The following is a 26,427-nucleotide window of genomic DNA, read 5'->3' as shown; positions in this document are numbered from 1 at the left end:
TGGGAAGTCGGGCTTTCGGCCGTATCCCGTGTGGGCCATCGGAGTGAACGGGAGGAACCCCGCGGTGGGCGGGGCAGTTGAGCCGTGCACTCCGGTGACGGGGTTTCTCCAGAAGGGAATCGCAAGTGATCAAGAAGGTTCTGGCCGCCGCCGCGGTCGCCGCCTCCGTTGTCGGTGCGTCCGCAGTCGCCGCGTCGCCGGCCCTGGCCATCGGCAACGACACGGGCACCACCTCGTTCAGCGGAAACGGTGCTTCGCAGGCGTTCGGCAACTCCGCCACCTACGGCAACATGAGCCCGCAGATGGCGCTCATCCAGGGTTCGCTGAACAAGCCCTGCATCGGCCTGCCCGCGAAGGTCAACGCCCAGTCCCTGATCGGTCTGCTCAACGTCGGCGTCCAGGACATCCCGATCCTGTCCTCGCCGCAGAACCAGCAGTGTGTCGAGAACTCCACCCAGGCCAAGGGCGACGAGCCGCTGTCGCACATCCTGGACGACATCTCCGCCCTGTCCGGCAACGGCGCCGGCAACAACTGATCAGTCACTGATCCGGAGATGTGCGGTGCCCCTCGCGGGCTCCGCGTGGCGGGCCGCCGAGCGATCGGCGGCCCGTCGGCATGTCCGGGACCGATGAACTCATCTCTGGTTCAGGCGACTTGGGCGTGACTCCACGAACGAGGGGGCGCTTGTGAACTCATCGCACTGCGCTGCCCCGTTAGGGGCACAGACCGCAACCCCGGTGTCCGTCCGCCCGTTGACGATCACGCAACTCCTCCCCGGAGTCCGCCTTTCGAAAGGGAACGCACATGAAGAAGCTGTGGGCAACCGCGGCTGTCGCCGCCTCCGTCGCCGGTCTCGCGGGCGTGGCCGCCCCGCAGGCCCTCGCCATCGGGGACGACCACGGCACCACCTCGTTCAGCGGCAACGGCGCCTCGCAGTCGTTCGGCAACTCGGCCACCTTCGGTGACATGAGCCCGCAGCTCGCGCTGGTCCAGGGCTCGCTGAACAAGCCGTGCATCGGCCTGCCCGCGAAGATCAACGCCCAGTCGGTGCTCGCGCTGATCAACGTCGGCGTCCAGGACATCCCGATCCTGTCCTCGCCGCAGAACCAGCAGTGCGTGGAGAACTCCACCCAGGCCAAGGGCGACGAGCCGCTGTCGCACATCCTGGACGACATCTCCGCCCTGTCCGGCAACGGCGCCGGCAACGGCTGATCGAGCCCGTACCGCGACGGCGGGCCACCGGTTTCCCCGGTGGCCCGCCGTTTCGCGTGTCCGGACGCCTCGCCCGCCGACGCCCAAGTGCCCTACGACACCACGTCCTTGCCGGCGAAGCCCCGGAAGGCCAGGGCGAACAGGACGAGGGCGCAGGCCACCGAGACCGAGGCGCCCTGGATCATCCCGGCCCACTCGGCGTGCGGCTGGAGGGCGTCCGCCCAGGCGAACTGCCAGTGGGCGGGCAGGAAGTCGCGCCAGTGGCCGAGCGCGGTGACGGCGTCCAGGACGTTGCCGACGATGGTCAGACCCACCGCGCCGCCGACCGCGCCGAGCGGGGCGTCCGTACGCGTCGACAGCCAGAACGCGAGCGCGGCGGTGACCAGTTGGGACACGAAGATGTACGCGACCGCGACCGCCAGGCGCTGCACGGCGACGCCCGGCTCCAGCGCGCCCCCGGTGGGGATGCGCAGCGGGCCCCAGCCGTAGGCGGCGGTGCCCGCGACGAGGGCGACGGCGGGCAGCAGCACCATCGCGGCGAGGCTCAGCCCGAGGCCGACGACCAGCTTGGACCACAGCAGCCGGACCCGGGGCACGGGTGCGGCGAGCAGATAGCGCAGGGAGGACCAGTTGGCCTCGGAGGCCACCGTGTCCCCGCAGAACAGGGCGACCGGGACGACCAGCAGGAAGCCGGCCGAGACGAACAGGGCGACGGCGGCGAAGTTGGCGCCGGACGCGGTGGCCGTGTCCATGAGGGTGATCCGGGAGCTGCGGCCACCGGGCTTCCCGCCGATGGCGAAGGCGGCGAGGAGCACGAACGGCAGCACGGCGAGGAGCAGGCCCATGACCAGCGTCCGGCGCCGCTTGAGCTGGCGGATCAGCTCCACGCGCACGGGCAGCGTGCGGACGGGGCGGTAGCCGGGTGCCGTGTCCGCGCCCGGGGTGAGCGTGCTCACGGGGTGCCTCCGATCAGGGTGAGGAAGGCGTCTTCGAGGCGCCGGTGCGGGCCGACGGAGGCGACGGGCACCTCCAGGCGTACCAGGTCCACGACCAGGGCCTCGGCGGTGGCGCCGGGCTCCAGGCGGATCAGCAGCCCGTCCTCGGTGCGCACGGCGGAGGCGACGCCGGGCAGGGCGGCCACCTTCTCCACGAGCGGTTCGCGCACGGGGGTGCCGGTGCCGACCAGGAGGGTGTCGCCGGAGCCGATGATGTCGCGCACCGGGCCCGCCTGGACGAGTCGGCCCCGGTCCATCACCACGAGGTGGGTGCAGGACTGCTCGACCTCGGCGAGGAGATGGCTGGAGACGATGACCGTGCGTCCGGCGGCCGCGTAGCGGATCATCACCTCGCGCATCTCGCGGATCTGGGGCGGGTCGAGTCCGTTGGTGGGCTCGTCGAGGATGAGGAGGTCGGGCAGGCCGAGCATGGCCTGGGCGATGGCCAGGCGCTGGCGCATTCCCTGGGAGTAGGTGCGCACCGCGCGGTCGAGGGCGTCGCCGAGGCCGGCGATCTCCAGGGCCTCCTCCAGATGGGCGTCCTCGGCGGGGCGGCCGGTGGCGCGCCAGTACAGCTCCAGGTTCTCCCGGCCCGACAGGTGCGGCAGGAAGCCCGCGCCCTCCACGAAGGCGCCGACCCGGGAGAGGACGGGGGCGCCGGGGCGCACGGCGTGGCCGAAGACGCGGATCTCACCCGCGTCGGGCCGGATGAGGCCCATCAGCATCCGCAGGGTGGTGGTCTTGCCCGCGCCGTTGGGGCCGAGGAGTCCGAGGACCTGGCCCTTGTCGACGCGGAAGGACAGCTCGCGTACGGCGTACCGCTCGGACGAGCCCGCGTAGCGCTTGCTCAAGTCGCCGATGACGAGCGGGACGTCGGCCAGTTCCGGGTCGGGAGCGGGGGCGCTGGTGGGGCGGCGGGCGGTGAGGAGCAGGGCCGCGGCGAGGGCGGCACCCGCGAGGGGCAGCCACCAGACCCAGGCGGGCAGCGGGGTCCGGGCGGTGGTGACGCCGGGTGCGGTGGGCACGCTCAGGGCGCCCCTGAGCGAGACCGTGTACGTCGCCGGGGCGGTCGGGGAGGCGTAGGCGAGGTCGGTGGAGGCGAGGACCAGGCGGAGGCGGTGGCCCTTCTGCATCTCGTGGTCGACGGCGGGGAGGGTGACCGTGACGTCCCTGCCCGCGCGGGCGCCGGTGACACGCAGGGGCGTGACCAGCTGGGAGGGCAGCACGCGGGTGCCGCCGGGGCCGACGTCGTAGAGCTTGGCGAAGAGGACCGCGTCGTCGGAGGTCGCCTTCACGTGGACGCGTGCGGTGGGCGAGCCGGTGACGCGGAGCGTGGCGCGCAGCGGGGCGGAGTCGAACTGGGCGTTCTGGCCGGGGAAGTCGAGGGAGACGCCGGTGCCGAGGGCGGAGAGCCGGGCCAGGCTGCCGAGGCCGGGCAGCGCGGAGACGGCGGGCGGGCCCGCGCCGGCCGGGTTGGCGACGTGCTGGGTGCCGCCGCTGAGCTTCACGGTGTGCTGGTGGGAGTGCAGACCGGGGTAGGCGTTTCCGCTCGCACCGCGCAGTTGCACCGTGCCGTCGGTGGAGTCGACGCCTCCGGTGCGGGTGACACGGAAGGCGGGGCCGGTGGCGGCGGCCTTGTCGTCCTTGAGGTAGCGGTCGAACCAGGAGCGCATCCGGGTGGTGACGCGGTGGGTCTCGTTGTCGCCGCCGTCGTGGCCGCCGGAGATCCAGTCGACCTTCACCGGGGCGCCGTTGGCCTTGATCGCCTGTTCGGCCGCGTCGGACTGGGCGAGGGTGAACAGGGAGTCGGTCTGGCCCTGGAAGAGGAGGGTGGGCACCTTGATGCGGGCGGCGACGGCGGAGGGGGAGCGTTCCGTCAGGAGGCGACGGGCCTCGGTGTCGGGCGTGCCGGACTGCGCGACGCGCTGGTACATCCGGCACAGGGCGGGCTCGAAGTCCGCGCAGCCGCCGCCGGAGCTGAAGAAGACCCCGGCCCACAGCTTCTTGAACACGCCGTCGGGGAACAGGGCGTCGGCGAGGTTCCAGTAGGTGACGGCGGGGGCGATCGCGTCGACGCGGTGGTCGTATCCGGCGGCGAGCAGGGAGATGGCGCCGCCGTAGGAGGCTCCGGCCACGCCGACGCGGGGGTCGCCGGGGGCGTCCAGGCGGACCTCGGGGCGTTCGGCGAGCCAGTCGACGAGCTGGGAGACGTCCTTGACCTCGTGCTTCGGGTCGTTCAGGCCGATCTCGCCGGTGGAGCCGCCGAAGCCGCGCGCGGACCAGGTCATGACCGCGTAGCCGTGTCGGGCGAGGTCCCGTGCCTGGCCGAGCATGTCCTTCTTACTGCCGCCGAAGCCGTGGGCGAGGAGGACGGCGGGGCGGCGGCCGGGGCGGCCGTCGGTGAAGAAGGAGGTGGCGAGGCGGGTGCCGTCGGTGGTGGTCAGTTTCTGGTTGACCTGGTGCACGCGGGGGGTGTCGTCGCCGGTCGCGGTCGCCGTCCAGGTTCCGGCGGCCGCGAGCAGCACGGCGGCGGCGAGGGCGGCGGCCGCCCGGCGCGGCCCCTTGAGGAGCCGCGCCACGGGCACTCGAAGATCCATGTCCCCACCGTAAGGGCCCGGGGCGGCGGCGGACGGCGCCGCCGGGCGGAACCCCCGGCCCTCCCCGGGGAGTACGCGTCCGGGCGGGTGTACCGCGGGCGCGGTACACGGCGCGCCTCCGGGCTCAGGGGCGCGTGCCGCTCAGGGGCGCGTGTCCTCGGGGAGGGAGACGAGCCAGTGGGTGGCGGCGCGGGGGCGGAGGTAGAGCGCCCAGTAGAGGGTGGCGACGGCGGTGATGCCGCCGGTCCACAGCAGGTAGCCGGCGTCCTGCTGGGTGAGGACGTAGGCGAGGACGACGATGAGCAGGACGGGCATCGCGGGCCACAGCGGCATCCGCCAGGCGGGGGTGTCGCGGTGGGCGTCGCGGCGGCCGAGCAGGGCGGCGACGGCGACGAGCAGGTACATCGCGGTCACGGAGACGCCGGTGACGCCGTAGAGGGTGTCGAGGTCGACGAAGCAGAACAGCGCGCCGGGGACGCCGACGGCGAGGGTGGCGACCCAGGGCGAGCCGAAGCGGCCGAGCCGGGAGAAGAGGCTGTTGACCGGGGTGGGCCACGCCTTGTCGCGGGCGGAGGCGAACAGGACGCGGGAGTTCTGGATGACCATGACGATGCCCGCGTTGACGATGGCGAGGGCGACGCAGAGGCTGACGAAGGTGCCGACGGCGGTGTTGGACCAGGCGGTCACCATGGCGCTGATGTCGCCGCCGGTCAGCTCCTTGAGGTCGGTGGCGCCCATGGTGATGGCGGCGACCGGCACCAGGATGATCACCGTGGAGATGGCGAGGGTGGCGAGCACGGTGCGGGCCACGTCGCGGCGGGGGTGCTCCAGTTCCTCGGAGAGGTAGACGGCGGTCGAGAAGCCCTGGGTGACGAAGAGGGCGATGGCGAGCCCGGAGACGACCAGCACCCCGGTCACCGCGTCCGTGTGGCCGTGGGCGCCCGCGACCTGCATCGAGACGAGGCTGCCGAGCCCGCGGTGCCCGTGGGCGAAGCCGAGGACGGCGACGACGGCGGCCGCGATGACCTCCAGGACCAGGAAGATCCCGGTGATCCAGGCGTTGGCGCGCAGGTCGAGCAGTCCGGCGAGGGTGGCGAGCAGCATGACGGCCGCGCCGGTGAGCGAGGGGTCGAGGTGGACGACCGGGGCGAGGTAGTCGGCGGTGCCCATCGCGATGACGGGCGGCACGATCATGACGACCAGTAGGGAGAGTACGAAGACCAGCCAGCCGGTGAGCCGCCCGGCCAGGGTGGAGACCATGGCGTACTCGCCGCCCGCGCTCGGGATGAGGGTGCCCAGCTCGGCGTAGCAGAACGCCACGGCGATACAGAGCAGCGAGCCGATGGCGATGGTCAGCGCGGTGGCGGTGCCGAGGGTGCCGAAGAGGTCGGGGACGACTACGAAGAGGGTGGAGGCGGGGGTCACGCAGGAGAGCGTCAGCAGGGTGCCGCCGACGACGCCGATGGAACGCTTGAGCTTCTGGGGGCTGTCGGCCGGCTGCCCGGGGGCGGCGGCTTCGGCGGGGCGGAGCGTGTCGGTCATGCGGCGGTCCGATCGACTCGTGCGGTGAGGGCTCGGGCGGGAGCGCTATCGCCTCCGGCGGTTCGTGGCGTACGTCATGTCTCTCGCTCCCGGCGGCTGCATCGAACACCGACGAAAACCGGCGCGTCAATGGGTGTTCATCTACGGATTCCGTAGGCGATCACGCGTCGCGGCGACGCATACAGCGGCATCTCGCGGGTGGTTCCCCGCTTGTCACCGGTACGGGAACCGCAGGTGCCATGCCGAAAAAAACCGGGCCCGAAGACGTGGTGAACGCCTCCGGGCCCGGACGGGTGCCGCCTCGGGTCACTCCTCGCGGCCGGGCCCGGTGGACGGGCCCGGCCGTTCACGCGGCTCGGCTCAGGGGCGGACGGTCACGGCTCAGTGGTTGCGCGGGAATCCCAGGTCCACGCCTGCCGGGGCGTCGGCGGGGTCGGGCCAGCGGGTGGTGACGACCTTGCCGCGGGTGTAGAAGTGCGTGCCGTCGTTGCCGTAGATGTGGTGGTCGCCGAAGAGGGAGTCCTTCCAGCCGCCGAAGGAGTGGTAGCCGACGGGGACCGGGATCGGGACGTTCACGCCGACCATGCCGGCCTCGACCTCCAGCTGGAAGCGGCGGGCGGCACCGCCGTCGCGGGTGAAGATCGCGGTGCCGTTGCCGAAGGGGGAGGCGTTGATCAGCGCCACGCCGTCGTCGTAGGTGTCCACGCGCAGCACGGTCAGCACCGGGCCGAAGATCTCGTCCTGGTACGCCTTCGCGGTGACCGGCACCCTGTCGAGCAGGGAGATGCCGATCCAGTGGCCGTCCTCGTAGCCCTCGACGGTGTAGCCCGTGCCGTCGAGCACGACCTCGGCGCCCTCGGCGGCGGCGCCGGAGACGTAGGAGGCCACCTTGTCGCGGTGGGCCGCCGTGATCAGCGGGCCCATCTCGGAGGTGGGGTCGGTGCCGGGGCCGATCTTGATCTTCTCGGCGCGTTCGCGGATCTTGTCCACCAGCTCGTCGCCGATGGCACCGACCGCGACGACCGCGGAGATGGCCATGCAGCGCTCGCCCGCCGAGCCGTAGGCCGCCGAGACCGCCGCGTCCGCCGCCGCGTCGAGGTCGGCGTCCGGGAGTACCAGCATGTGGTTCTTGGCGCCGCCGAGCGCCTGGACGCGCTTGCCGTGGGCGGAGGCGGTGGTGTGGATGTAGCGGGCGATCGGGGTCGAGCCGACGAACGACACCGCCCGCACGTCCGGATGCTCAAGGAGCCGGTCGACGGCCACCTTGTCGCCGTGCACGACGTTGAACACGCCGTCCGGCAGGCCCGCCTCGGCCAGCAGCTCGGCGATCTTGAGCGAGACCGACGGGTCCTTCTCCGACGGCTTCAGCACGAAGGTGTTGCCGCACGCGATGGCGAGGGGGAACATCCACATCGGCACCATCGCCGGGAAGTTGAACGGCGTGATGCCCGCGACGACACCGAGCGGCTGGCGGATCGCGGCCACGTCGACTCCCGTCGCGACCTGCGTCGACAGCTCGCCCTTGAGCTGCACGGTGATCCCGCAGGCCAGGTCCACGATCTCCAGACCGCGCGCGACCTCGCCCAGCGCGTCGGAGTGCACCTTGCCGTGCTCGGCGGTGATCAGCGCGGCGATCTCGTCGCGGTGCTCGTCGAGGAGCGCGCGGAACTTGAAGAGGATCGTGGTGCGCTGGGCCAGCGAGGAGTGGCGCCAGGTCGCGAAGGCGTCCTTGGCGGCGGCGACCGCCGCGTCCACCTCCCCGACCGTGGCGAAGGCTACCTGGGTGGTGACCTCGCCGGTCGCCGGGTCGGTGACCGGCCCGTACGTACCCGACGCGCCCTCGGCGGTCTTGCCGCCGATCCAGTGGTTGACGGTCTTCGTCATGTCCTCGGGCTCCTTGTCACAGATGGCGGCGGCGGGCCGACCGGTGCCGTTCGTACAGCTCGCGTGCCTTGACCGCGGACGGCCTGGTCGCGGTCTCGGCCACGGGAACATCCCACCAGGCCGCGGCCGGGGGCGCGCCCGACACACTGTCGGACGTTTCGGTCTCGACGTAGACACATGTGGGAGTGTCGGCGGCGCGCGCCTCGGCGAGGGCGGCCCGCAGCTCCCCCACCGTCCGGGCGCGCAGCACCCGCATCCCCAGGCTGGCCACGTTGGCGGCGAGGTCCAGGGGCAGCGGGGCGCCGGTGTACGTCCCGTCGGGCGCGGGGTGGCGATAGGCGGTGCCGAAGCGCTCGGCGCCGACCGACTCCGAGAGGCCGCCGATGGACGCGTACCCATGGTTCTGGATCAGCACCATCTTGACCGCCACGCCCTCCTGCACGGCGGTGACGATCTCGGTCGGCATCATCAGATACGTCCCGTCGCCCACCAGCGCCCACACGTTCCGGTGGGGCGCGGCGAGCTTCACGCCGAGGGCGGCCGGGATCTCGTAGCCCATGCAGGAGTAGCCGTACTCCAGGTGGTACTGGTCGCGGGAGCGGGCGCGCCAGAGTCTGTGCAGGTCGCCGGGGAGGGACCCGGCGGCGTTCACGATGATGTCGCTCTCGTCCACCAGGGCGTCGAGCGCGCCGACGACCTGCGGCTGGGTCGGCACCGCGTCCGGGTCCTCGGCGGCGAAGCAGGCGTCCACCCGGGCCTCCCAGCGGGCCTTGTCCTCGGTGTACTCGGCCACATAGGCGTCCGGCACCCGGTGGTCGTGCATCTCCAGCGCCTCGGTCAGCTCGCCGAGGCCGCTGCGGGCGTCCGCGACCAGCGGGAGTCCGGACATCTTGTGGCCGTCGAACGGCGCGATGTTGAGGTTGAGGAAGCGCACGCCGGGGTGCTCGAAGAGGGTGCCGGAGGCGGTGGTGAAGTCGGTGTAGCGGGTGCCGACGCCGATCACCAGGTCGGCGGCGCGGGTGAGTTCGTCTGCGGTGGCGGTGCCGGTGTGGCCGATGCCGCCCACGTCCTGGGGGTGGTCGTGGGCAAGTGAGCCCTTGCCCGCCTGGGTGGAGGCGACCGGGATGCCGGTGACGGCGGCGAACTCGGCCAGCGCCTCCTCGGCGCGGCTGTGGTGGACCCCGCCGCCCGCGACGACAAGGGGACGCCGGGCCTGTCTGATCGCCCGTACGGCTTCGGCCAGTTCGGTCGGGTCGGCCCCCGGGCGCCGTACGGTCCACACCCGCTCGGCGAAGAACTCCTCGGGCCAGTCGTACGCCTCCGCCTGCACGTCCTGCGGCAGCGCGAGCGTGACGGCGCCGGTCTCCACCGGGTCGGTGAGGACCCGTACGGCTGCCAGCGCGCTCGGGATCAGGGCTTCGGGGCGGGTGACGCGGTCGAAGTACCGGGACACCGGGCGCAGGGTGTCGTTGACCGACACGTCGCCGGCGTAGGGGACTTCGAGCTGCTGGAGGACGGGGTCGGCGGGGCGGCCCGCGAAGACGTCGCCGGGGAGGAGCAGGACGGGGAGGTGGTTGACGGTGGCGAGGGCGGCGCCGGTGACGAGGTTGGTGGCGCCGGGGCCGATGGAGGTGGTCACCGCGTGGGTGGAGAGGCGGTTGGACTGGCGGGCGTAGCCGACGGCCGCGTGCACCATCGCCTGCTCGTTGCGTCCCTGGTGGAACGGCATCGACTCCCGGTATTCCACGAGGGCCTGACCGAGTCCCGCGACGTTGCCGTGGCCGAAGATCCCCCAGGTGGCGCCGATGAGCCGCCGTCGTGCACCGTCGCGCTCGGTGTGCTGCGCGGCGAGGAAGCGGACGAGCGCCTGCGCGACCGTGAGCCGGACGGTGGTCATCGGTAGCCCCCTGTGGTCTCGGTGTGGTCCGGGTGGAAGCGGATGCGCCATTCGCGGGTCGCGGCGGGTCCCGCCATGACGTTCAGGTAGTACATGGGGTGGCCGGGCTGGGCGATCGACGGGCCGTGCCAGCCGTCCGGGACGAGCACCGCGTCACCCGTGCGGACCTCCGCGAGCACGTCGGCGCCGCCGTCGCGGGAGGGGAAGACCCGCTGGTAGCCGAGGCCGCCGTCCTCGATCTCGAAGTAGTAGATCTCCTCCAGCTCGGACTCCTCCCCCGGCAGGTGCTCGTCGTGCTTGTGCGGCGGGTACGAGGACCAGTTGCCGCCGGGGGTGATCACCTCGACGGCGATGAGCCGGTCGCAGTCGAAGGTGTCGGCGGCGGCGAAGTTGCGCACCCTGCGGGCGCAGGTGCCGCTGCCGCGCTCTTCGACGGGGACCTCCGGCGCGGGGCCGTAGCGGGCGGGGAGTCGTCGCTCGCACTTCGCTCCTGCCAGGGCGAAGCGGCCTCCCGCGCCGGAGGCGATCTGGACCCGGGCGTCACGGGGTGCGTACGCGAAGTCGCTGACCTGCGCGAAAACGCTTTCCCTGCCCTGGATCTGATACGTGCTCTCGTCAATTTGTACGGTACATGCACCTTGCAGGGGCAGCACGATCCACTCGGCGTCCCCGGTGTCGAAGGTATGCGTGGCGCCGGGTTCCAGGTGGACGACGCGCAGGGCGGTGTGCGCCCAGCCGGGGCGCCCGGGGACGACGTCGAGGGCGTACGGGCCGTTCGCCGCGGTTCCGGCGGGCAGATGCAGTCCGTCACTGGTCGTCATGCGGCCCTCACAGCAGTCCGGCGGCGGTGTCGACGGCGGCGGCCACGTCGCCGTCCGCCGGGTACAGCAGCGAGCGGCCGACCACCAGCCCGCGCACGGTGGGCAGTTGGAGCGCGCCGCGCCACTTCTCGTAGGCGGCGGCCTGCTCCTCGGCCGTCCCGCCTGCCTCGCCGCCGAGCAGTACGGCGGGCAGGGTGGTGGTCGACATGACCTCGGCCATGTCCCCGGGGTGCTCGGTGACGGGCACCTTCAGCCAGGTGTAGGCGGAGGTGCCGCCGAGTCCGGAGGCGATGGCGAGGGAGCGGGTGACGGCCTCCGCCGACAGATCGTTGCGCAGCCGTCCGTCGGGACCGCGTCTGCTGAGGAACGGTTCGATGAACAGGGGCAGTTGGCGCTCCGCCATCGCGTCGACCGCGCGGGCGGCGCTCTCCAGCGTGGTCAGCGAGCCCGGGTCGGTGTAGTCGACGCGCAGCAGCAGCTTGCCCGCGTCGAAACGCAGCCGCTCGATGTCCTGCGGACGGTGCCCGGTGAAACGGTCGTCCAGCTCGAAGCTCGCGCCCTGGAGCCCGCCCCGGTTCATCGACCCCATGACGACCTTGCCGTCCAGCGCTCCGAGCAGCAGCAGGTCGTCCAGGATGTCGGCGGTGGCGAGCACGCCGTCCACCCCTGGGCGGGACAGCGCGAGACACAGCCGTTCCAGCAGATCGGCCCGGTTGGCCATGGCGAACTCCCGGCCGCCCGCCCCGAGGGCGCCCCGGGCGGGATGGTCGGCGGCGACGATCAGCAGCCGCTCACTGGCCCGGAGCAGCGGACGGCGGACACGGCGGGCGGCGGCCTCGGCGATGGCCTGGGGGTGCCGGGTGCGGAGGTGGACCAGGGCGGAGACGTCGACGCGGGGGCCGGTGACGGGGCGGGCGCCGGCAGTGGGCCGACGCTGGGAGGCGACGGGCACGCCCCGTGTCACGCCGCTCACCGCACCGCTCCCGCCGTCAGCGCGGCCGACACTTCCTCCGGTGTCGGCATCGCGGACGAACACTCCAGACGCGAGGCCACGATGGCGCCGGCCGCGTTCGCGTGCCGCATCACCGTCTCCAGGTCCCAGCCTTCCAGCAGCCCGTGGCACAGCGAGCCGCCGAACGCGTCGCCCGCGCCGAGGCCGTTGAGGACGGTCACCGGCAGCGGGGGCACCTCGGCGCTCTCCCCGTCCCGGCTCATCGCGAGGACGCCCTCGGGTCCCTGCTTCACCACGGCCAGTTCCACCCCGGCGGCGAGCAACGCCTCGGCGGCGGCGCGCGGTTCGCGGACACCGGTGGCGATCTCGACCTCGTCCAGGTTGCCGACGGCCACCGTGGCGTGCCGCAGGGCCTCGGCGTAGTGGGGGCGCGCGGTGTCGGGGTCGCTCCAGAACATCGGCCGCCAGTCGAGGTCGAAGACGGTGACACCGGAGCGGGCGCGATGGGCGAGGGCGTCGAGAGTGGCCGTGCGGCTCGGCTCCTCGCTCAGTCCGGTGCCGGTGACCCAGAAGACACGCGCCGCGCGGATCGCGTCGAGGTCGAGTTCGCCGGGGCGGATCTCCAGGTCGGGCGCCTTGGGCAGCCGGTAGAAGTAGAGCGGGAAGTCGTCCGGCGGGAAGACCTCGCAGAAGGTGACCGGCGTGGGCAGTCCGGGGACCGGGGTCACCCAGCGGTCGTCCACGCCGAAGCCGCGCAGCGCGTCGTGGAGGTAGTCGCCGAAGGGGTCCGCGCCGGTGCGGGTGACGACCGCCGTGCGGAGTCCGAGCCGGGCGGCGGCGACCGCGACGTTGGTCGCCGAGCCGCCGAGGAACTTGCCGAAGGACGACACCTGGGCGAGCGGGACCCCGGTCTGGAGCGGGTAGAGGTCCACCCCGATCCGCCCCATGGTGATCAGGTCGTACGCCATCGGCTCCCCTTCGTCCCGGGTCTCTTCCCGGTGTTCTAGTCCGGTCCGGTGAGCCCTGTCAATGTTTTGTCCGGACATTCGGACCAGGTATTGACACCCCTTCCGGCAGGCGCCCACGCTGGCGCTCATGACGTCGCTGCCGACTTCCCCACTGTCCCGTATCCGCGTCGGATCGGCCCCCGACTCCTGGGGTGTGTGGTTCCCGGACGACCCCCGGCAGGTGCCCTGGCGACGCTTCCTCGACGAGGTCGCGGACGCCGGGTACGAGTGGATCGAGCTGGGCCCGTACGGCTATCTGCCGACCGACCCGGCCGTGCTCGCCGAGGAGACGTCCCGGCGCGGTCTGAAGGTGTCCGCCGGCACGGTCTTCACCGGACTGCACCACGGCCCGGAAGTCTGGGAGAAGACGTGGGAGCACGTCGCGGCCATCGCGGACCTCACGCGGGCGACGGGCGCGCGTCATCTGGTCGTCATCCCCTCCTTCTGGCGCGACGACAAGACCGGCGAGGTGCTGGAGCCGGCCGGGCTGACGGCGGAGCAGTGGCGGAACCTGACCTCGCTGACCGAGCGGCTGGGCCGCGAGGTGCGCGAGCGGTACGGCCTGACGATCGCCGTCCACCCGCACGCCGACACCCACATCGACACCGAGGAGAACGTCACCCGCTTCCTGGACGGCACCGACTCCGCCGACGTGTCGCTCTGCCTGGACACCGGGCACTACGCCTACTGCGGCGGCGACAGCGTCAAGCTGATCGAGACCTACGGCGAGCGGATCGGCTACCTCCACCTCAAGCAGGTGGACCCGGAGATCCTGGCCGGGGTGCGCGCCGAGGGCACGCCGTTCGGTCCGGCGGTCGCGCGGGGCGTGATGTGCGAGCCGCCCGCCGGGGTGCCCGCGCTCGGCCCGGTCCTGGAGGCGGCGGCACGTCTCGACACCGACCTGTTCGCGATCGTCGAGCAGGACATGTACCCCTGCGAGCCGGACCGCCCGCTGCCGATCGCCCGGCGGACCCGGGCGTTCCTGCGCTCGTGCGGGGTATGACGCGGGCCGGAGGTTGACGCCCGGCTCCCCGGCGGATCATCCGCGCCCCCGCGCGTCAATCTCCCACGCCCGCCGCTCGTCATACTGATCGGCTGCGGTTCCGTCACGAATACGCCCCTCCTGTCACATACGTCGCGCGTACGCGGGTTCTCCGTCACACCCGACCCACAAACCCCTCCCGGTGGTCACTCTGTGTCGTTGAGTCGGCACAGGCTTGTGATCACCAGCGCTGCGCCCGGTCCCCCGACGGCCGCCCCCGGCCGTGCCCGCGGCGCGCGCGCAGGGAGGTGCGACTCATGACCGACCGAAGGCTCTGGTCCTACAAGGAGATCGCGGCGCACATCCGGGTGCAGCCGGACACCGTGCGGTCCTATCGCAAACACGGCCTGCTGCCCCCTCCCGACCTGGTGGAGGGCGGCAAGCCCTACTGGTACGCCGACACGGTGCGCGCCTGGGTCGCCTCGCGCCCGGGCAACCGCGGCCGCAGAGACTGAGCCTCCGCCACCACCGCGTCCCCCGAACGCCCGCACACCGTCCCCCGAGGGAGGGTGCGCGGGCGTTCGGCACACTGCGACAAAGCACGCGTATACATAGGGTGCGGGAGGATTCACCCGCCATCGGGGAGCCCTTGGGGAATACCCCCTAGGGGTATAGTGTTGACAGAGGTGGGGTTCCCCGCGGACCCCACCGGCCACACCGGCCCCGCCCCACGCACGTCCGACGAGGAGAACGACATGAGCGCCCAGACCGACACCCCGGGCTCCGTCACCGCCGTCTACCAGGTGAGCGGCATGAGCTGCGGCCACTGCGAGGGCTCCGTCTCCGCCGAGATCTCCGAGATCCCCGGCGTCAGCTCGGTCAAGGCCGTCGCCTCGACCGGCGAGGTCACGGTCGTCTCCGCCGCCCCGCTCGACGAGGAGGCCGTCCGCGCCGCCGTCGACGAGGCGGGCTTCGAGCTGGCCGGCCGCGCCTGACGGCACCTGTCACACGTCCGGCCCGCACCCCGAGCGCGGCCGGTGCACACCTTCCCCGACCGGGCCGTACCGACCAGCTCATACTGGATTCCGTACGGCCCGGTCCGATGTCTGGAGTCCGGACATGACCAGCACCACCTCAGAGCCACGGCAGACGGACGGCGTCACCTCGCAGGTCGAGCTGCTCGTCGGCGGCATGACCTGCGCGTCCTGCGCCGCCCGGGTGGAGAAGAAGCTCAACCGCATGGACGGCGTGAGCGCCACCGTCAACTACGCCACGGAGAAGGCGAAGGTCAGCTACGGCCCCGGCGTGCGGGTCGCCGACCTCATCGCCACCGTCGTGAAGACCGGGTACACCGCCGAGGAGCCCCCGCCGCCGGAGCCCGAGCCGGAGGAGGAGACCGGAAGGAGCGCCGAGGAGCGCGACCCGGAGTCGGCCGCGCTGCGGCAGCGGCTGCTCGTCTCCGTCGCCCTCGCCGTCCCGGTGGTCCTGCTCGCCATGGTCCCGGCACTCCAGTTCACCAACTGGCAGTGGCTCTCGCTGACCCTGGCCGCGCCCGTCGTCGTCTGGGGCGGGCTGCCCTTCCACCGGGCCGCCTGGACGAATCTGCGGCACGGCGCGGCCACCATGGACACCCTGGTCTCGGTGGGCACGCTGGCCGCCTTCGGCTGGTCGCTGTGGGCGCTGTTCTTCGGCGGTGCGGGCAGGGCAGGGATGCACGACTCCTTCCGCCTCACCGTCTCGCGCGCCGAGGGTGCCTCCTCGATCTATCTGGAGGTCGCCTCCGGAGTCGTGGCGCTGATCCTGCTCGGCCGCTATCTGGAGGCCCGCTCCAAGCGCCGGGCGGGGGCCGCGCTGCGGGCGCTGATGGAACTGGGCGCCAAGGACGTGACCGTGCTGCGCGAGGGGCGCGAGACGCGGGTTCCGGTGTCCTCGCTGGCCGTCGGCGACCGGTTCGTCGTACGGCCCGGCGAGAAGATCGCCACCGACGGCACGGTGGCCGAGGGCGTCTCCGCCGTGGACGCCTCGATGCTGACCGGCGAGTCCGTGCCGGTGGACGTGGGCCCCGGCGACCGGGTCACCGGCGCCACGGTGAACGCGGGCGGGCGGCTGGTCGTCGAGGCGACCCGGGTGGGCGCGGACACCCAGCTCGCCCGGATGGCCCGGATGGTGGAGGACGCGCAGAACGGCAAGGCCCAGGTACAGCGGCTCGCCGACCGGATCTCCGCCGTGTTCGTGCCGGTCGTCATCCTGATCGCGCTCGGCACCTTCGGCGTCTGGCTCGGCGTCACCGGGGACACGGCCGCCGCGTTCACCGCCGCCGTCGCCGTGCTGATCATCGCCTGCCCGTGCGCCCTGGGCCTGGCCACCCCGACCGCGCTGATGGTCGGCACCGGGCGGGGCGCCCAGCTCGGCATCCTCATCAAGGGGCCCGAGGTCCTGGAGTCCACGCGCCGGGTCGACACCGTGCTGCTGGACAAGACCGGCACCGTCACCACGGGCCGGATGACCCTCCAGGAGGTGCACACCGCCTTCGGCGAGGACGAGGAGGAGGTCCTGCGTCTCGCGGGCGCCCTGGAGCACGCCTCCGAGCACCCCGTGGCGCGTGCGATCGCCGCAGGGGCCCAGGAGCGCGTCGGCACGCTGCCGCCGGTCGAGCACTTCGAGAACGTCCCCGGACGGGGCGTACGCGGCCGCGTGGAGGGCCACGACGTGGTCGTGGGGCGCCTCGACCACAAGCTGTTCGAGGAACTGATCGCCGCGCGCGCCCTGACCGAGGAGGCGGGCCGTACGGCCGTCGCGGTGAGCTGGGACGGGCGCTCGCGCGCGGTGCTGGCCGTCGCGGACGCGGTCAAGGACACCAGCGCCGAGGCGGTGCGCGAGCTGCGCGCCCTCGGTCTCACCCCGGTCCTGCTCACCGGCGACAACCGCACGGTCGCGGAGGCGGTCGCACGGGAGGTCGGCATCGACGAGGTGATCGCGGAGGTCCTCCCCGAGGACAAGGTGGAGGCGGTACGGCGGCTCCAGCGCGAGGGGCGGACCGTGGCCATGGTCGGCGACGGCGTCAACGACGCGGCCGCGCTCGCCACCGCCGACCTCGGGCTCGCCCTGGGCACCGGGACCGACGCGGCCATCGAGGCCGGCGATCTGACCCTGGTGCGGGGCGATCTGCGGGTGGCCGCGGACGCCATCCGGCTGTCCCGGAAGACCCTCGCCACCATCAAGGGCAACCTGGTGTGGGCCTTCGGCTACAACGTCGCCGCGCTGCCGCTGGCCGCCGCGGGGCTGCTGAACCCCATGATCGCGGGGGCCGCAATGGCCTTCTCGTCCGTGTTCGTCGTCACGAACAGCCTGCGACTGCGCCGCTTTGCCTGAAATACCCCCCGGTTACCGGCGGTTCGGGCGGGGAGAAGTAAGAGTCCCTCTAGAGTCGGGCCCTTGCCTCACATAAGCTCTTCACAAGGCTCGCGCATCATCCTTACGCTTGGGCACCCGATCGCCGTATCGGGGCTCTTGTGCACCTAAAGGACATATGCAAGAGACGCAGATCACAGTGATGCGAACGTAACCATCGAAGGGGTTCGAAGGTCTAAGTTGGCGGTGTCAGTCCAGCGTCTTGGGGGGCGCCGGCTGGCATCTGGGGTTGTCTTGGGGGACTGCCTCAGAGATGCGTTGCCGGGGCACGTACACCGGGAAGCTTTGAGCGGCCCTCCCAGCGTGCGCTGTCCCGGCAGACCGCAACCGTTGTGCATCACTGGAGCGCGGTGGGTTCGCCCGCCGTGCTCAGGCAGCGAATTCAGGCGCTGCCTCTCCGAGCGCCCGGCCCGGATCCCGTGGGGGGAATCCGCACCGGGGCATGGGAAGGCGCCCTGGACGTCGGCCCGTGGGGGGACCGACGCGCCAGGGCGCCTTCTTCTTTCCTTCTTCAGGCTCGTTCCGTCTCCGGGGCGCCGTGCGGCGCCCCGGAGTCCGAAGCCTTACGGCGCCGAGATCAGCGCTCCTCCACCGGGATGAAGTCGCGCTCGACGACGCCCGTGTAGATCTGGCGCGGACGGCCGATGCGGGAGCCGGGCTCCTTGATCATCTCGGTCCACTGGGCGATCCAGCCCGGCAGCCGGCCGAGGGCGAACAGGACCGTGAACATCTCGGTCGGGAAGCCCATGGCGCGGTAGATCAGGCCGGTGTAGAAGTCGACGTTCGGGTAGAGGTTGCGCGAGACGAAGTAGTCGTCGGAGAGCGCGTGCTCCTCCAGCTTCAGCGCGATGTCCAGCAGCTCGTCGGACTTGCCGAGCGCGGAGAGGACGTCGTGCGCGGCGGCCTTGATGATCTTGGCGCGCGGGTCGAAGCTCTTGTAGACCCGGTGGCCGAAGCCCATCAGGCGGACGCCGTCCTCCTTGTTCTTCACCTTGCGGATGAAGGAGTCGACGTCGCCGCCGTTGGCCTGGATATCCTCCAGCATCTCCAGCACCGACTGGTTGGCGCCGCCGTGCAGCGGGCCCCACAGCGCGTTGATGCCCGCGGAGATCGAGGCGAACATGTTGGCCTGCGAGGAGCCGACCAGGCGGACCGTGGAGGTCGAGCAGTTCTGCTCGTGGTCCGCGTGCAGGATCAGCAGCTTGTCGAGCGCGGAGACCACGACCGGGTCGAGGTCGTACTCCTGCGCCGGCACCGAGAACGTCATGCGCAGGAAGTTCTCGACGTAGCCGAGGTCGTTGCGCGGGTAGACGAACGGGTGGCCGATCGACTTCTTGTAGGCGTACGCCGCGATCGTCGGCAGCTTGGCGAGCAGGCGGATCGTGGAGAGATCGCGCTGCTGCTCGTCGAAGGGGTTGTGGCTGTCCTGGTAGAAGGTGGACAGCGCCGAGACGACCGAGGACAGCATGGCCATCGGGTGGGCGTCGCGGGGGAAGCCCCGGTAGAAGTTCTTGACGTCCTCGTGCAGCAGCGTGTGCCGCGTGATGTCGTTCTTGAACGTCGTCAGCTCGTCGACGGTGGGCAGCTCGCCGTTGATGAGCAGGTACGCCACCTCGAGGAAGGTGGAGCGCTCGGCGAGCTGCTCAATCGGGTAGCCGCGGTAGCGGAGGATGCCCGCCTCGCCGTCGAGGTAGGTGATCGCGGATTTGTACGCGGCCGTGTTGCCGTAGCCGCTGTCCAGGGTGACCAGACCGGTCTGGGCGCGGAGCTTCCCGATGTCGAAGCCCTTGTCACCGACGGTGCTGTCGACCACCGGATAGGTGTACTCGCCGTCGCCGACCCGCAGTACTACAGAGTTGTCGCTCACGTCTTCCCTCACCGACTTAGTGCCTCATCTTCGAGGTGCCCTGACTGTCTCTACCATCCCCCATTTGGCTCAGGAGAGTGCACTCGGGGTCGCCACTTGGCCCGTTGGCGGCACTCAGTGCCGTCAACCTGCACATCCTGCCGCCTGCGCGGACCCTGCGGAAGTGCTCTGTGACCTTCGTGACTCGTTTGATCGATCATTTTTCCAGGGCCGCTTCGCGGGCTGCCCTCGGGGTCAGCCGGAAGTCGAGCGCGGTGCACCGCCGCCCCGCCGAGACGGTGCGCACGGCCTGCCCGATCGCCTTGCGCGAGCCGACCAGCACGACCAGCCGCTTGGCCCGGGTGACCGCCGTGTAGAGCAGGTTGCGCTGGAGCATGGTCCAGGCGCTGGTGGTGACCGGGATCACCACCGCCGGGTATTCACTGCCCTGCGAACGGTGGATGGTCACCGCGTAGGCGTGGGCCAGCTCGTCCAGTTCGTCGAAGTCGTATCCCACCTCCTCGTCCTCGTCGGTGCGCACCGTCAGACGCTGCTCGACCGGATCGAGGGAGGTGACCACGCCGACGGTGCCGTTGAAGACGCCGTTCTCGCCCTTGTCGTAATTGTTGCGAATCTGGGTGACCTTGTCTCCGACGCGGAAGACCCGGCCGCCGAACCGCTTCTCCGGGACGTCGGGGCGCCCCGGCGTGATCGCCTGCTGCAACAGGCCGTTGAGCGTGCCCGCGCCCGCGGGACCCCGGTGCATCGGCGCGAGCACCTGCACGTCACGGCGCGGGTCGAGGCCGAAGCGGGCCGGGACGCGGCGCGCTGCCACGTCCACGGTGAGCCGGCCCGCCTCCTCGGTGTCGTCCTCCACGAACAGGAAGAAGTCCTTCAGGCCGTCGGTGAGCGGGTGCTGCCCGGCGTTGATCCGGTGCGCGTTGGTGACCACGCCGGACTGCTGGGCCTGGCGGAAGACCCGGGTGAGCCGGACGGCGGGCACCGGGCCGCCCTCGGCGAGCAGATCGCGCAGCACCTCCCCGGCGCCGACGCTGGGCAACTGGTCCACGTCCCCGACGAAGAGCAGGTGGGCGCCCGGGGGCACCGCCTTGACCAGCTTGTTGGCCAGGAGGAGGTCCAGCATGGACGCCTCGTCCACGACCACCAGGTCGGCGTCCAGCGGGCGTTCGCGGTCGTAGGCGGCATCGCCGCCGGGCTTCAGCTCCAGCAGGCGGTGCACGGTGGACGCCTCGGCGCCGGTCAGCTCCGCGAGCCGTTTCGCGGCGCGTCCGGTGGGGGCGGCGAGCAGCACCTTGGCGCGCTTGGCGCGGGCCAGTTCCACGATCGAGCGCACGGTGAAGGACTTGCCGCAGCCGGGACCGCCGGTGAGCACGGCGACCTTCTCGGTGAGCGCGAGCCGCACGGCCGCCTCCTGCTCGGGCGCGAGGTCGGCGCCGGTACGGCCCTTCAGCCAGCCGAGCGCCTTGTCCCAGGCCACGTCGCGGAAGGCGGGCATCCGGTCCTCGCCGGTGCGCAGCAGACGCAACAACTGCGCGGCGAGGGAGAGTTCGGCGCGGTGGAAGGGGACGAGATAGACGGCGGTGACCTCCTCTCCCCCGTCGGGCCCGGGGACCTTCTCCCGTACGACACCGGGCTCTTCCCGGGCCGGGTCGGCGAGTTCGGCCAGGCACTCGATGACCAGCCCGGTGTCGACCTGGAGCAGCTTGACCGCGTCCGCGATGAGCCGCTCCTCGGGGAGGTAGCAGTGGCCCTGGTCGGCGGACTGGGACAGGGCGTACTGGAGTCCCGCCTTGACGCGTTCGGGGCTGTCGTGCGGGATGCCGACCGACTGGGCGATCTTGTCGGCGGTGAGGAAGCCGATGCCCCAGACGTCGGCGGCGAGCCGGTAGGGCTGGTTCCGCACCACCGAGATCGACGCGTCGCCGTACTTCTTGTAGATCCGCACGGCGATGGAGGTGGAGACCTCGACGGTCTGGAGGAAGAGCATGACCTCCTTGATCGCCTTCTGCTCCTCCCAGGCGTCGGCGATCTTCCGGGTGCGCTTGGGGCCGAGCCCGGGGACCTCGACGAGCCGCTTGGGCTCCTCCTCGATGATCCGCAGGGTGTCGACGCCGAAGTGCTGGGTGATCCGGTCCGCGAAGACCGGTCCGATGCCCTTGACCAGGCCGGAGCCGAGGTAGCGCCGGATGCCCTGGACGGTGGCGGGCAGGACGGTCGTGTAGTTCTCGACGTGGAACTGCCTGCCGTACTGCGGGTGGGAGCCCCAGCGGCCCTCCATCCGCAGCGACTCCCCCACCTGCGCGCCGAGCAGCGCGCCGACGACGGTGAGCAGCTCGGCGCCGCCGCGGCCGGTGTCGACGCGGGCGACCGTGTACCCCGTCTCGTCGTTGGCGTAGGTGATGCGCTCCAGCACCCCTTCGAGCTGAGCCGTGCGGTGCTCGCCGGTGGGGCTTCCCGACTGTTGGGCCATGGGGGTGACGGTATCGGTGGGGGGTGACAGGGGCGGGCTGACCGGGCGCGGAACGGCCCCGGACCGGGCGCGGATCAAGGGCGCTCATCTGAGCGCACTTCATCACAATCCGATTTCGGCCTGCCTCAAGGGGCTTGCCGAACGCCCGTGTAATCGATTCCAATCCTCCGGACACGTCGTTGAAAACGATTCCACAAGGAGGTGGAGCCGTCGATGGCGAGCATCAAGGACGTCGCCGCCACAGCGGGCGTCTCGGTCGCCACGGTCTCGCGCGTTCTGAACGCGCACCCGTCGGTGAGCGCGGACGCGCGCACTCGGGTACTGACCGCCGTCGCCGCGCTGGGCTACCGGCCCAACGGCGTGGCCCGTTCGCTGCGCACCGACCAGACCCACACGCTCGGCCTGGTCATCAGCGACGTGCTGAACCCGTACTTCACCGAGCTGGCCCGTTCGGTGGAGGAGGAGGCCCGCGCCCTCGGCTACAGCGTGATCATCGGCAACGCGGACGAACGGCCCGACCTCCAGGACCATCACGTACGGACCCTGCTGGACCGCAGGATCGACGGCCTGCTCGTCTCCCCCGCCGACATGGACTCCGCGCTGCTGCTCGACGCGGCTCGCGCGGGCACCCCGATGGTGTTCGTGGACCGGTGGATACCGGGGGCGCTGGCCCCCGTCGTACGGGCCGACGGACGCCGGGCCGTACGCGACCTGGTGGCGCATCTGCACCGGCTCGGGCACCGGCGGCTCGCGATCATCGCCGGCCCCGCGGCCACCACCACCGGCAGCGAGCGGGTGGAGGCGTTCCGGGAGGCCATGGGCGCGTTCGGGCTGCCGCTGCCGGAGGAGCGCATCGGCCGGGGCGACTTCCGGGCCGGCAGCGGACGGCGGATCACCGAGGGCTTCCTCGATCTGCCCGAGCCGCCCGACGCGGTCTTCGCGGCCGACAACCTGATGGCGCTCGGCGCGCTGGACGCGATCCGGGCGCGCGGGCTGCGCGTCCCCGACGACGTCGCGCTGGCCGTGTTCGACGACATCCCCTGGTTCGTGCACACCGATCCGCCCATCACCGCGATCGCCCAGCCCACGGGCGAACTGGGCCGGGCGGCCGTACGGGCCCTGGTGGACCGCATCGAGGGGCGGCCCGCCGACTCCCTGACCCTGCCCGCCCGGCTGGTCGTCCGCCGCTCGTGCGGCGAGTCCCCCACCCCTGAGCCCTCCGTCCCGGAGCCTTCCGTCCCGGAGCCCACCACCCCCGTGTCCCCCACTCCCGCGCGAAGGAGCACACCGTGAGCGACCCCGAAGAACTGCTGCGCGTCGAAGGGATACGCAAGTCCTTCCCCGGCGTGGTCGCGCTGGACGGCGTCGACTTCGAGTTGCGCCGGGGCGAGGTCCATGTCCTGCTCGGCGAGAACGGCGCGGGCAAGAGCACCCTCATCAAGACCCTGTCCGGGGCGCACACGCCGGACGGCGGACGGATTCTGGTCGGCGGCGAGGAGGTCCGCGTCCAGAGCGCGCAGGACGCGGAGCGGCTCGGGATCGCCACGATCTACCAGGAGTTCAACCTGGTGCCCGAGCTGACCGTGGCGGAGAACATCTTCCTCGGACGGCAGCCGCGCCGGTTCGGGCTCGTCGACCGCGGGCGGATGGAGGCCGACGCGGAGGAGCTGCTCACGCGGGTCGGCGTCCAGGTCTCGCCGCGCACGCGGGTGCGCGAACTGGGCATCGCCCGGCTGCAGATGGTGGAGATCGCCAAGGCGCTCAGCCTGGACGCCCGGGTGCTGATCATGGACGAGCCGACCGCCGTGCTCACCTCGGAGGAGGTCGATCGGCTGTTCACGCTGGTGCGCGGGCTGCGCGCGGACGGCGTCGGGATCGTGTTCATCACCCACCACCTGGAGGAGATCGCCGCCCTGGGCGACCGGGTGACCGTCCTCCGGGACGGCCGCAGCGTCGGGCAGGTCCCGGCGTCCACGCCCGAGGACGAACTCGTCCGGCTCATGGTGGGGCGCTCCATCGAGCAGCAGTATCCGCGCGAACGGCCCGAGCGGGGCGAGGCGTTGCTCTCCGTCGAGGGGCTGACCCGCGACGGCGTCTTCCACGACGTGAGCTTCGAGGTGCGCGCCGGTGAGGTCGTCGGCATCGCGGGGCTGGTCGGCGCGGGCCGTACCGAGGTCGTGCGGGCCGTGTTCGGGGCGGACCCCTACGACGCCGGGGCCGTGCGGGTCTCGGGCGCCGAGCTGCGCCGGGGCGACGTGAACGCGGCCATGGCCGCCGGGATCGGGCTCGTGCCCGAGGACCGCAAGGGCCAGGGGCTCGTGCTCGACGCCTCCGTGGCGGAGAACCTCGGGCTGGTCACGCTGCGGTCCGCGACCCGGGCCGGACTGGTGGACCGCAGGGGCCAGCACGAGGCCGCCGGGCGGATCGCCGGGCAGCTCGGGGTGCGCATGGCCGGGCTCGGCCAGCCGGTGCGCACGCTCTCGGGCGGCAACCAGCAGAAGGTCGTCATCGGCAAGTGGCTCCTCGCCGACACCAAGGTCCTCATCCTCGACGAGCCGACGCGCGGCATCGACGTCGGCGCCAAGGTCGAGATCTACCAGTTGATCAACGAACTCACGGCCGCCGGTGCCGCCGTCCTGATGATCTCCAGCGATCTGCCCGAGGTGCTCGGCATGAGCGACCGGGTGCTGGTGATGGCACAGGGCCGGATCGCGGGCGAACTGGCCGCGGCCGAGGCGACGCAGGACGCGGTGATGTCCCTCGCCGTGAGCACGAGCACCACCACCACCACCGACAACGTCACCCCCCTCTCCACTCCTGGAACGGAGGCCCCCCGTGGCAACTGACACGCTCAAGAGCACGACGGGCGCGAAGGGCGCCCCGGGCGGCCTGCGCCGCCTGCTGCTCGACAACGGCGCGCTGACCGCGCTGATCGTCCTCGTCGTCGCCCTCTCCGCGCTGTCCGGCGACTTCCTGACGACGGACAACCTGCTCAACATCGGCGTCCAGGCCGCCGTGACGGCGATCCTCGCCTTCGGTGTGACCTTCGTGATCGTCTCTGCGGGCATCGACCTGTCGGTCGGCTCGGTGGCCGCGCTCACCTCGACCGTGCTGGCCTGGAGCGCCACGCAGTCCGGGATACCGGTCGCGCTCGCGGTCGTCCTCGGGCTCGGCACGGGTGTGGCGGCCGGTCTGGTCAACGGCTTCCTGATCGCCTACGGCAAGCTGCCGCCGTTCATCGCGACGCTCGCCATGCTGTCGGTGGCGCGGGGTCTGTCGCTGGTCATCTCCGGCGGCGTGCCCATCCCCTTCCCGGACTCCGTCTCCCACCTCGGGGACAACCTGGGCGGCAGGCTGCCCGTGCCCGTGCTGGTCATGGTGGTCATGGGGCTGCTCGCGGCGCTGGTCCTCGGGCGCACCTACATCGGCCGGTCGATGTACGCGATCGGCGGCAACGAGGAGGCCGCGCGCCTGTCGGGCCTGCGGGTCAAGCGGCAGAAGCTGGCCGTCTACGCGCTCTCCGGTGTCTTCGCGGCCGTCGCGGGCATCGTGCTCGCCGCCCGCCTCGGCTCGGCGCAGCCGCAGGCCGCCGACGGCTACGAGCTGGACGCCATCGCGGCCGTCGTCATCGGCGGCGCCTCGCTCGCGGGCGGCACCGGCAAGGCGTCCGGCACCTTCGTCGGCGCGCTGATCCTCGCGGTGCTGCGCAACGGTCTCAACCTGCTGAACGTCTCCGCCTTCTGGCAGCAGGTCGTCATCGGTGTCGTCATCGCGCTCGCGGTGCTGCTCGACGCGGTGCGCCGCAAGGCGGGCACGTCACCGGTGCCCGGCGCGGGCGGCCCCAAGGGCAAGCAGGCGGCGACCTACGCGCTCGCGGCCGTGGTGACCGTGGCGATCGTCGGCGCGACCTCCTTCCTGCACAGCGGCTCTTCCGCCGCCGCCAACCCGCGCATGGGCCTGTCGCTGTCCACGCTGAACAACCCGTTCTTCGTGCAGATCCGCTCGGGCGCCCAGGCCGAGGCGCGCAAGCGGGGCATCGACCTGACCGTCACGGACGCCCAGAACGACGCCTCTCAGCAGGCCAACCAGCTCCAGAACTTCACGGGTTCGGGCTACGACGCGATCGTCGTCAACCCGGTGGACTCGGACGCTGCCGCCAACTCGGTCAAGGCCGCCGACCGGGCCAAGATCCCGGTGATCGCCGTGGACCGGGGCGTCAACAAGGCGTCCGTCGCCGCGCTGGTCGCCTCCGACAACGTGGCCGGCGGTGAGCTGGCGGCCGAGTCGATCGCCGAGAAGCTCGGCGGCAAGGGGAAGATCGTCGTCCTCCAGGGCCAGCCGGGCACCTCCGCCGCCCGTGAGCGCGCCCAGGGCTTCGCCCAGGGGCTGAAGAAGTACCCCGGCATCAAGGTGCTGGCCCAGCAGCCCGCCGACTTCGACCGGGCGAAGGGGCTGGACGTCATGTCGAACCTGCTCCAGGCGCACCCCGACGTCCAGGGCGTCATCGCTGCCAACGACGAGATGGCACTCGGCGCGGTCAAGGCGCTCGGCGCCAAGGCGGGCAAGTCCGTCCAGGTCGTCGGCTTCGACGGCACCCCGGACGGACTGAAGGCCGTGAAGGACGGGACGCTGTACGCATCGGTCGCGCAGCAGCCCACCCAGCTGGGCCGGATCGCGGTGGACAACGCCCTCAAGGCGGTCCACGGCGGCAAGACCGCGCCGACCGTGAAGGTGCCGGTGAAGGTGGTCACCCGCGAGAACGTGGCCGGCTTCACCGGCTGACGCTCCA

At 71.9% G+C, this 26,427-nt stretch carries 19 protein-coding genes; 9 read left to right on the top strand and 10 right to left on the bottom strand.

The features are described from left to right. Positions 1–125 precede the first annotated feature (125 nt). A complete protein-coding gene (locus ACWEEU_RS14230) occupies positions 126–536 on the top strand; it encodes a rodlin (RefSeq protein WP_385751582.1) in 411 nt (136 codons plus the stop codon). Between the two features lie 269 nt (positions 537–805). Continuing rightward, positions 806–1,213 (top strand): rodlin, encoded by a 408-nt coding sequence (locus tag ACWEEU_RS14225; RefSeq protein ID WP_161179273.1) that lies wholly within the window; start codon positions 806–808, stop codon positions 1,211–1,213. Between the two features lie 92 nt (positions 1,214–1,305). Here the strand turns inward: ACWEEU_RS14225 and ACWEEU_RS14220 are convergent, their stop codons facing one another. From ACWEEU_RS14220 to iolC, 8 genes are all read right to left on the bottom strand, one after another. Then, positions 1,306–2,169 (bottom strand): ABC transporter permease, encoded by an 864-nt coding sequence (locus tag ACWEEU_RS14220; RefSeq protein ID WP_385749824.1) that lies wholly within the window; start codon positions 2,167–2,169, stop codon positions 1,306–1,308. Next, the gene (locus ACWEEU_RS14215; RefSeq protein ID WP_451732019.1) at positions 2,166–4,805 is read right to left on the bottom strand and encodes an alpha/beta fold hydrolase; all 2,640 of its coding nucleotides are present in this window, start codon (positions 4,803–4,805) and stop codon (positions 2,166–2,168) included. The genes ACWEEU_RS14220 and ACWEEU_RS14215 overlap by 4 nt, the downstream gene beginning before the upstream one ends. 141 nt (positions 4,806–4,946) lie before the next feature. Beyond that, on the bottom strand, positions 4,947–6,347 hold the full coding sequence (locus ACWEEU_RS14210; protein WP_451732016.1) for an APC family permease: 1,401 nt from the start codon (positions 6,345–6,347) through the stop codon (positions 4,947–4,949). Between the two features lie 381 nt (positions 6,348–6,728). Then, on the bottom strand, positions 6,729–8,231 hold the full coding sequence (gene mmsA / locus ACWEEU_RS14205; RefSeq protein WP_451732013.1) for a CoA-acylating methylmalonate-semialdehyde dehydrogenase: 1,503 nt from the start codon (positions 8,229–8,231) through the stop codon (positions 6,729–6,731). Positions 8,232–8,247: 16 nt separating this feature from the next. Beyond that, positions 8,248–10,128: a 3D-(3,5/4)-trihydroxycyclohexane-1,2-dione acylhydrolase (decyclizing) gene (gene iolD, locus ACWEEU_RS14200; protein ID WP_451732010.1), complete on the bottom strand. Its 1,881-nt coding sequence runs from the start codon at positions 10,126–10,128 to the stop codon at positions 8,248–8,250. Next, positions 10,125–10,949: a 5-deoxy-glucuronate isomerase gene (gene iolB / locus ACWEEU_RS14195; RefSeq protein ID WP_451732007.1), complete on the bottom strand. Its 825-nt coding sequence runs from the start codon at positions 10,947–10,949 to the stop codon at positions 10,125–10,127. The genes iolD and iolB overlap by 4 nt, the downstream gene beginning before the upstream one ends. 7 nt (positions 10,950–10,956) lie before the next feature. Beyond that, positions 10,957–11,826 (bottom strand): Cgl0159 family (beta/alpha)8-fold protein, encoded by an 870-nt coding sequence (locus ACWEEU_RS14190; protein ID WP_451732127.1) that lies wholly within the window; start codon positions 11,824–11,826, stop codon positions 10,957–10,959. A 92-nt stretch (positions 11,827–11,918) separates the two neighbouring features. Next, complete coding sequence (iolC, locus tag ACWEEU_RS14185) at positions 11,919–12,869, bottom strand: 5-dehydro-2-deoxygluconokinase (RefSeq protein ID WP_451732004.1); 951 nt, start codon at positions 12,867–12,869, stop codon at positions 11,919–11,921. Positions 12,870–12,996: 127 nt separating this feature from the next. On the opposite strand from iolC, the gene ACWEEU_RS14180 reads away from it, so the two are divergent. The 4 genes from ACWEEU_RS14180 (at position 12,997) to ACWEEU_RS14165 (ending at position 17,262) form a co-directional block, all read left to right on the top strand. Further along, positions 12,997–13,911 (top strand): sugar phosphate isomerase/epimerase family protein, encoded by a 915-nt coding sequence (locus tag ACWEEU_RS14180; RefSeq protein ID WP_385749809.1) that lies wholly within the window; start codon positions 12,997–12,999, stop codon positions 13,909–13,911. A gap of 296 nt (positions 13,912–14,207) precedes the next feature. Then, positions 14,208–14,405 (top strand): helix-turn-helix transcriptional regulator, encoded by a 198-nt coding sequence (locus ACWEEU_RS14175; protein WP_018545008.1) that lies wholly within the window; start codon positions 14,208–14,210, stop codon positions 14,403–14,405. A gap of 240 nt (positions 14,406–14,645) precedes the next feature. Continuing rightward, the gene (locus ACWEEU_RS14170) at positions 14,646–14,885 is read left to right on the top strand and encodes a heavy-metal-associated domain-containing protein (protein WP_018545007.1); all 240 of its coding nucleotides are present in this window, start codon (positions 14,646–14,648) and stop codon (positions 14,883–14,885) included. Between the two features lie 124 nt (positions 14,886–15,009). Continuing rightward, positions 15,010–17,262, top strand: a complete 2,253-nt coding sequence (locus tag ACWEEU_RS14165) for a heavy metal translocating P-type ATPase (protein WP_451731999.1) — start codon at positions 15,010–15,012, stop codon at positions 17,260–17,262. Positions 17,263–17,878: 616 nt separating this feature from the next. On the opposite strand, the gene ACWEEU_RS14160 is transcribed toward ACWEEU_RS14165, so the two are convergent. Together ACWEEU_RS14160 and recD2 are read right to left on the bottom strand one after the other, a co-directional pair. Continuing rightward, positions 17,879–19,168 carry a citrate synthase gene (locus ACWEEU_RS14160; protein ID WP_385750562.1) on the bottom strand — a complete coding sequence of 430 codons (1,290 nt, stop codon included), beginning with the start codon at positions 19,166–19,168 and terminating at the stop codon, positions 17,879–17,881. A 196-nt stretch (positions 19,169–19,364) separates the two neighbouring features. Beyond that, positions 19,365–21,638 carry an SF1B family DNA helicase RecD2 gene (gene recD2, locus ACWEEU_RS14155; RefSeq protein ID WP_451731995.1) on the bottom strand — a complete coding sequence of 758 codons (2,274 nt, stop codon included), beginning with the start codon at positions 21,636–21,638 and terminating at the stop codon, positions 19,365–19,367. 213 nt (positions 21,639–21,851) lie between these two features. Between recD2 and ACWEEU_RS14150 the strand changes: the two genes are divergently transcribed. The 3 genes from ACWEEU_RS14150 to ACWEEU_RS14140 are packed head-to-tail and all read left to right on the top strand — an operon-like array spanning position 21,852 to position 26,420. Continuing rightward, positions 21,852–22,931: a LacI family DNA-binding transcriptional regulator gene (locus ACWEEU_RS14150; RefSeq protein ID WP_451731992.1), complete on the top strand. Its 1,080-nt coding sequence runs from the start codon at positions 21,852–21,854 to the stop codon at positions 22,929–22,931. Next, positions 22,928–24,484, top strand: coding sequence for a sugar ABC transporter ATP-binding protein (locus ACWEEU_RS14145; RefSeq protein WP_451731989.1), 1,557 nt, complete (start codon positions 22,928–22,930; stop codon positions 24,482–24,484). The genes ACWEEU_RS14150 and ACWEEU_RS14145 overlap by 4 nt, the downstream gene beginning before the upstream one ends. Then, positions 24,474–26,420 carry an ABC transporter permease/substrate-binding protein gene (locus ACWEEU_RS14140; RefSeq protein ID WP_451731986.1) on the top strand — a complete coding sequence of 649 codons (1,947 nt, stop codon included), beginning with the start codon at positions 24,474–24,476 and terminating at the stop codon, positions 26,418–26,420. The genes ACWEEU_RS14145 and ACWEEU_RS14140 overlap by 11 nt, the downstream gene beginning before the upstream one ends. The last annotated feature ends 7 nt before the right edge of the window (positions 26,421–26,427 follow it).

Source organism: Streptomyces sp. NPDC005004, assembly GCF_053600675.1.
Note: the sequence above shows the minus strand (reverse complement) of the source record. Positions and strands in the feature narration are given on the sequence as shown.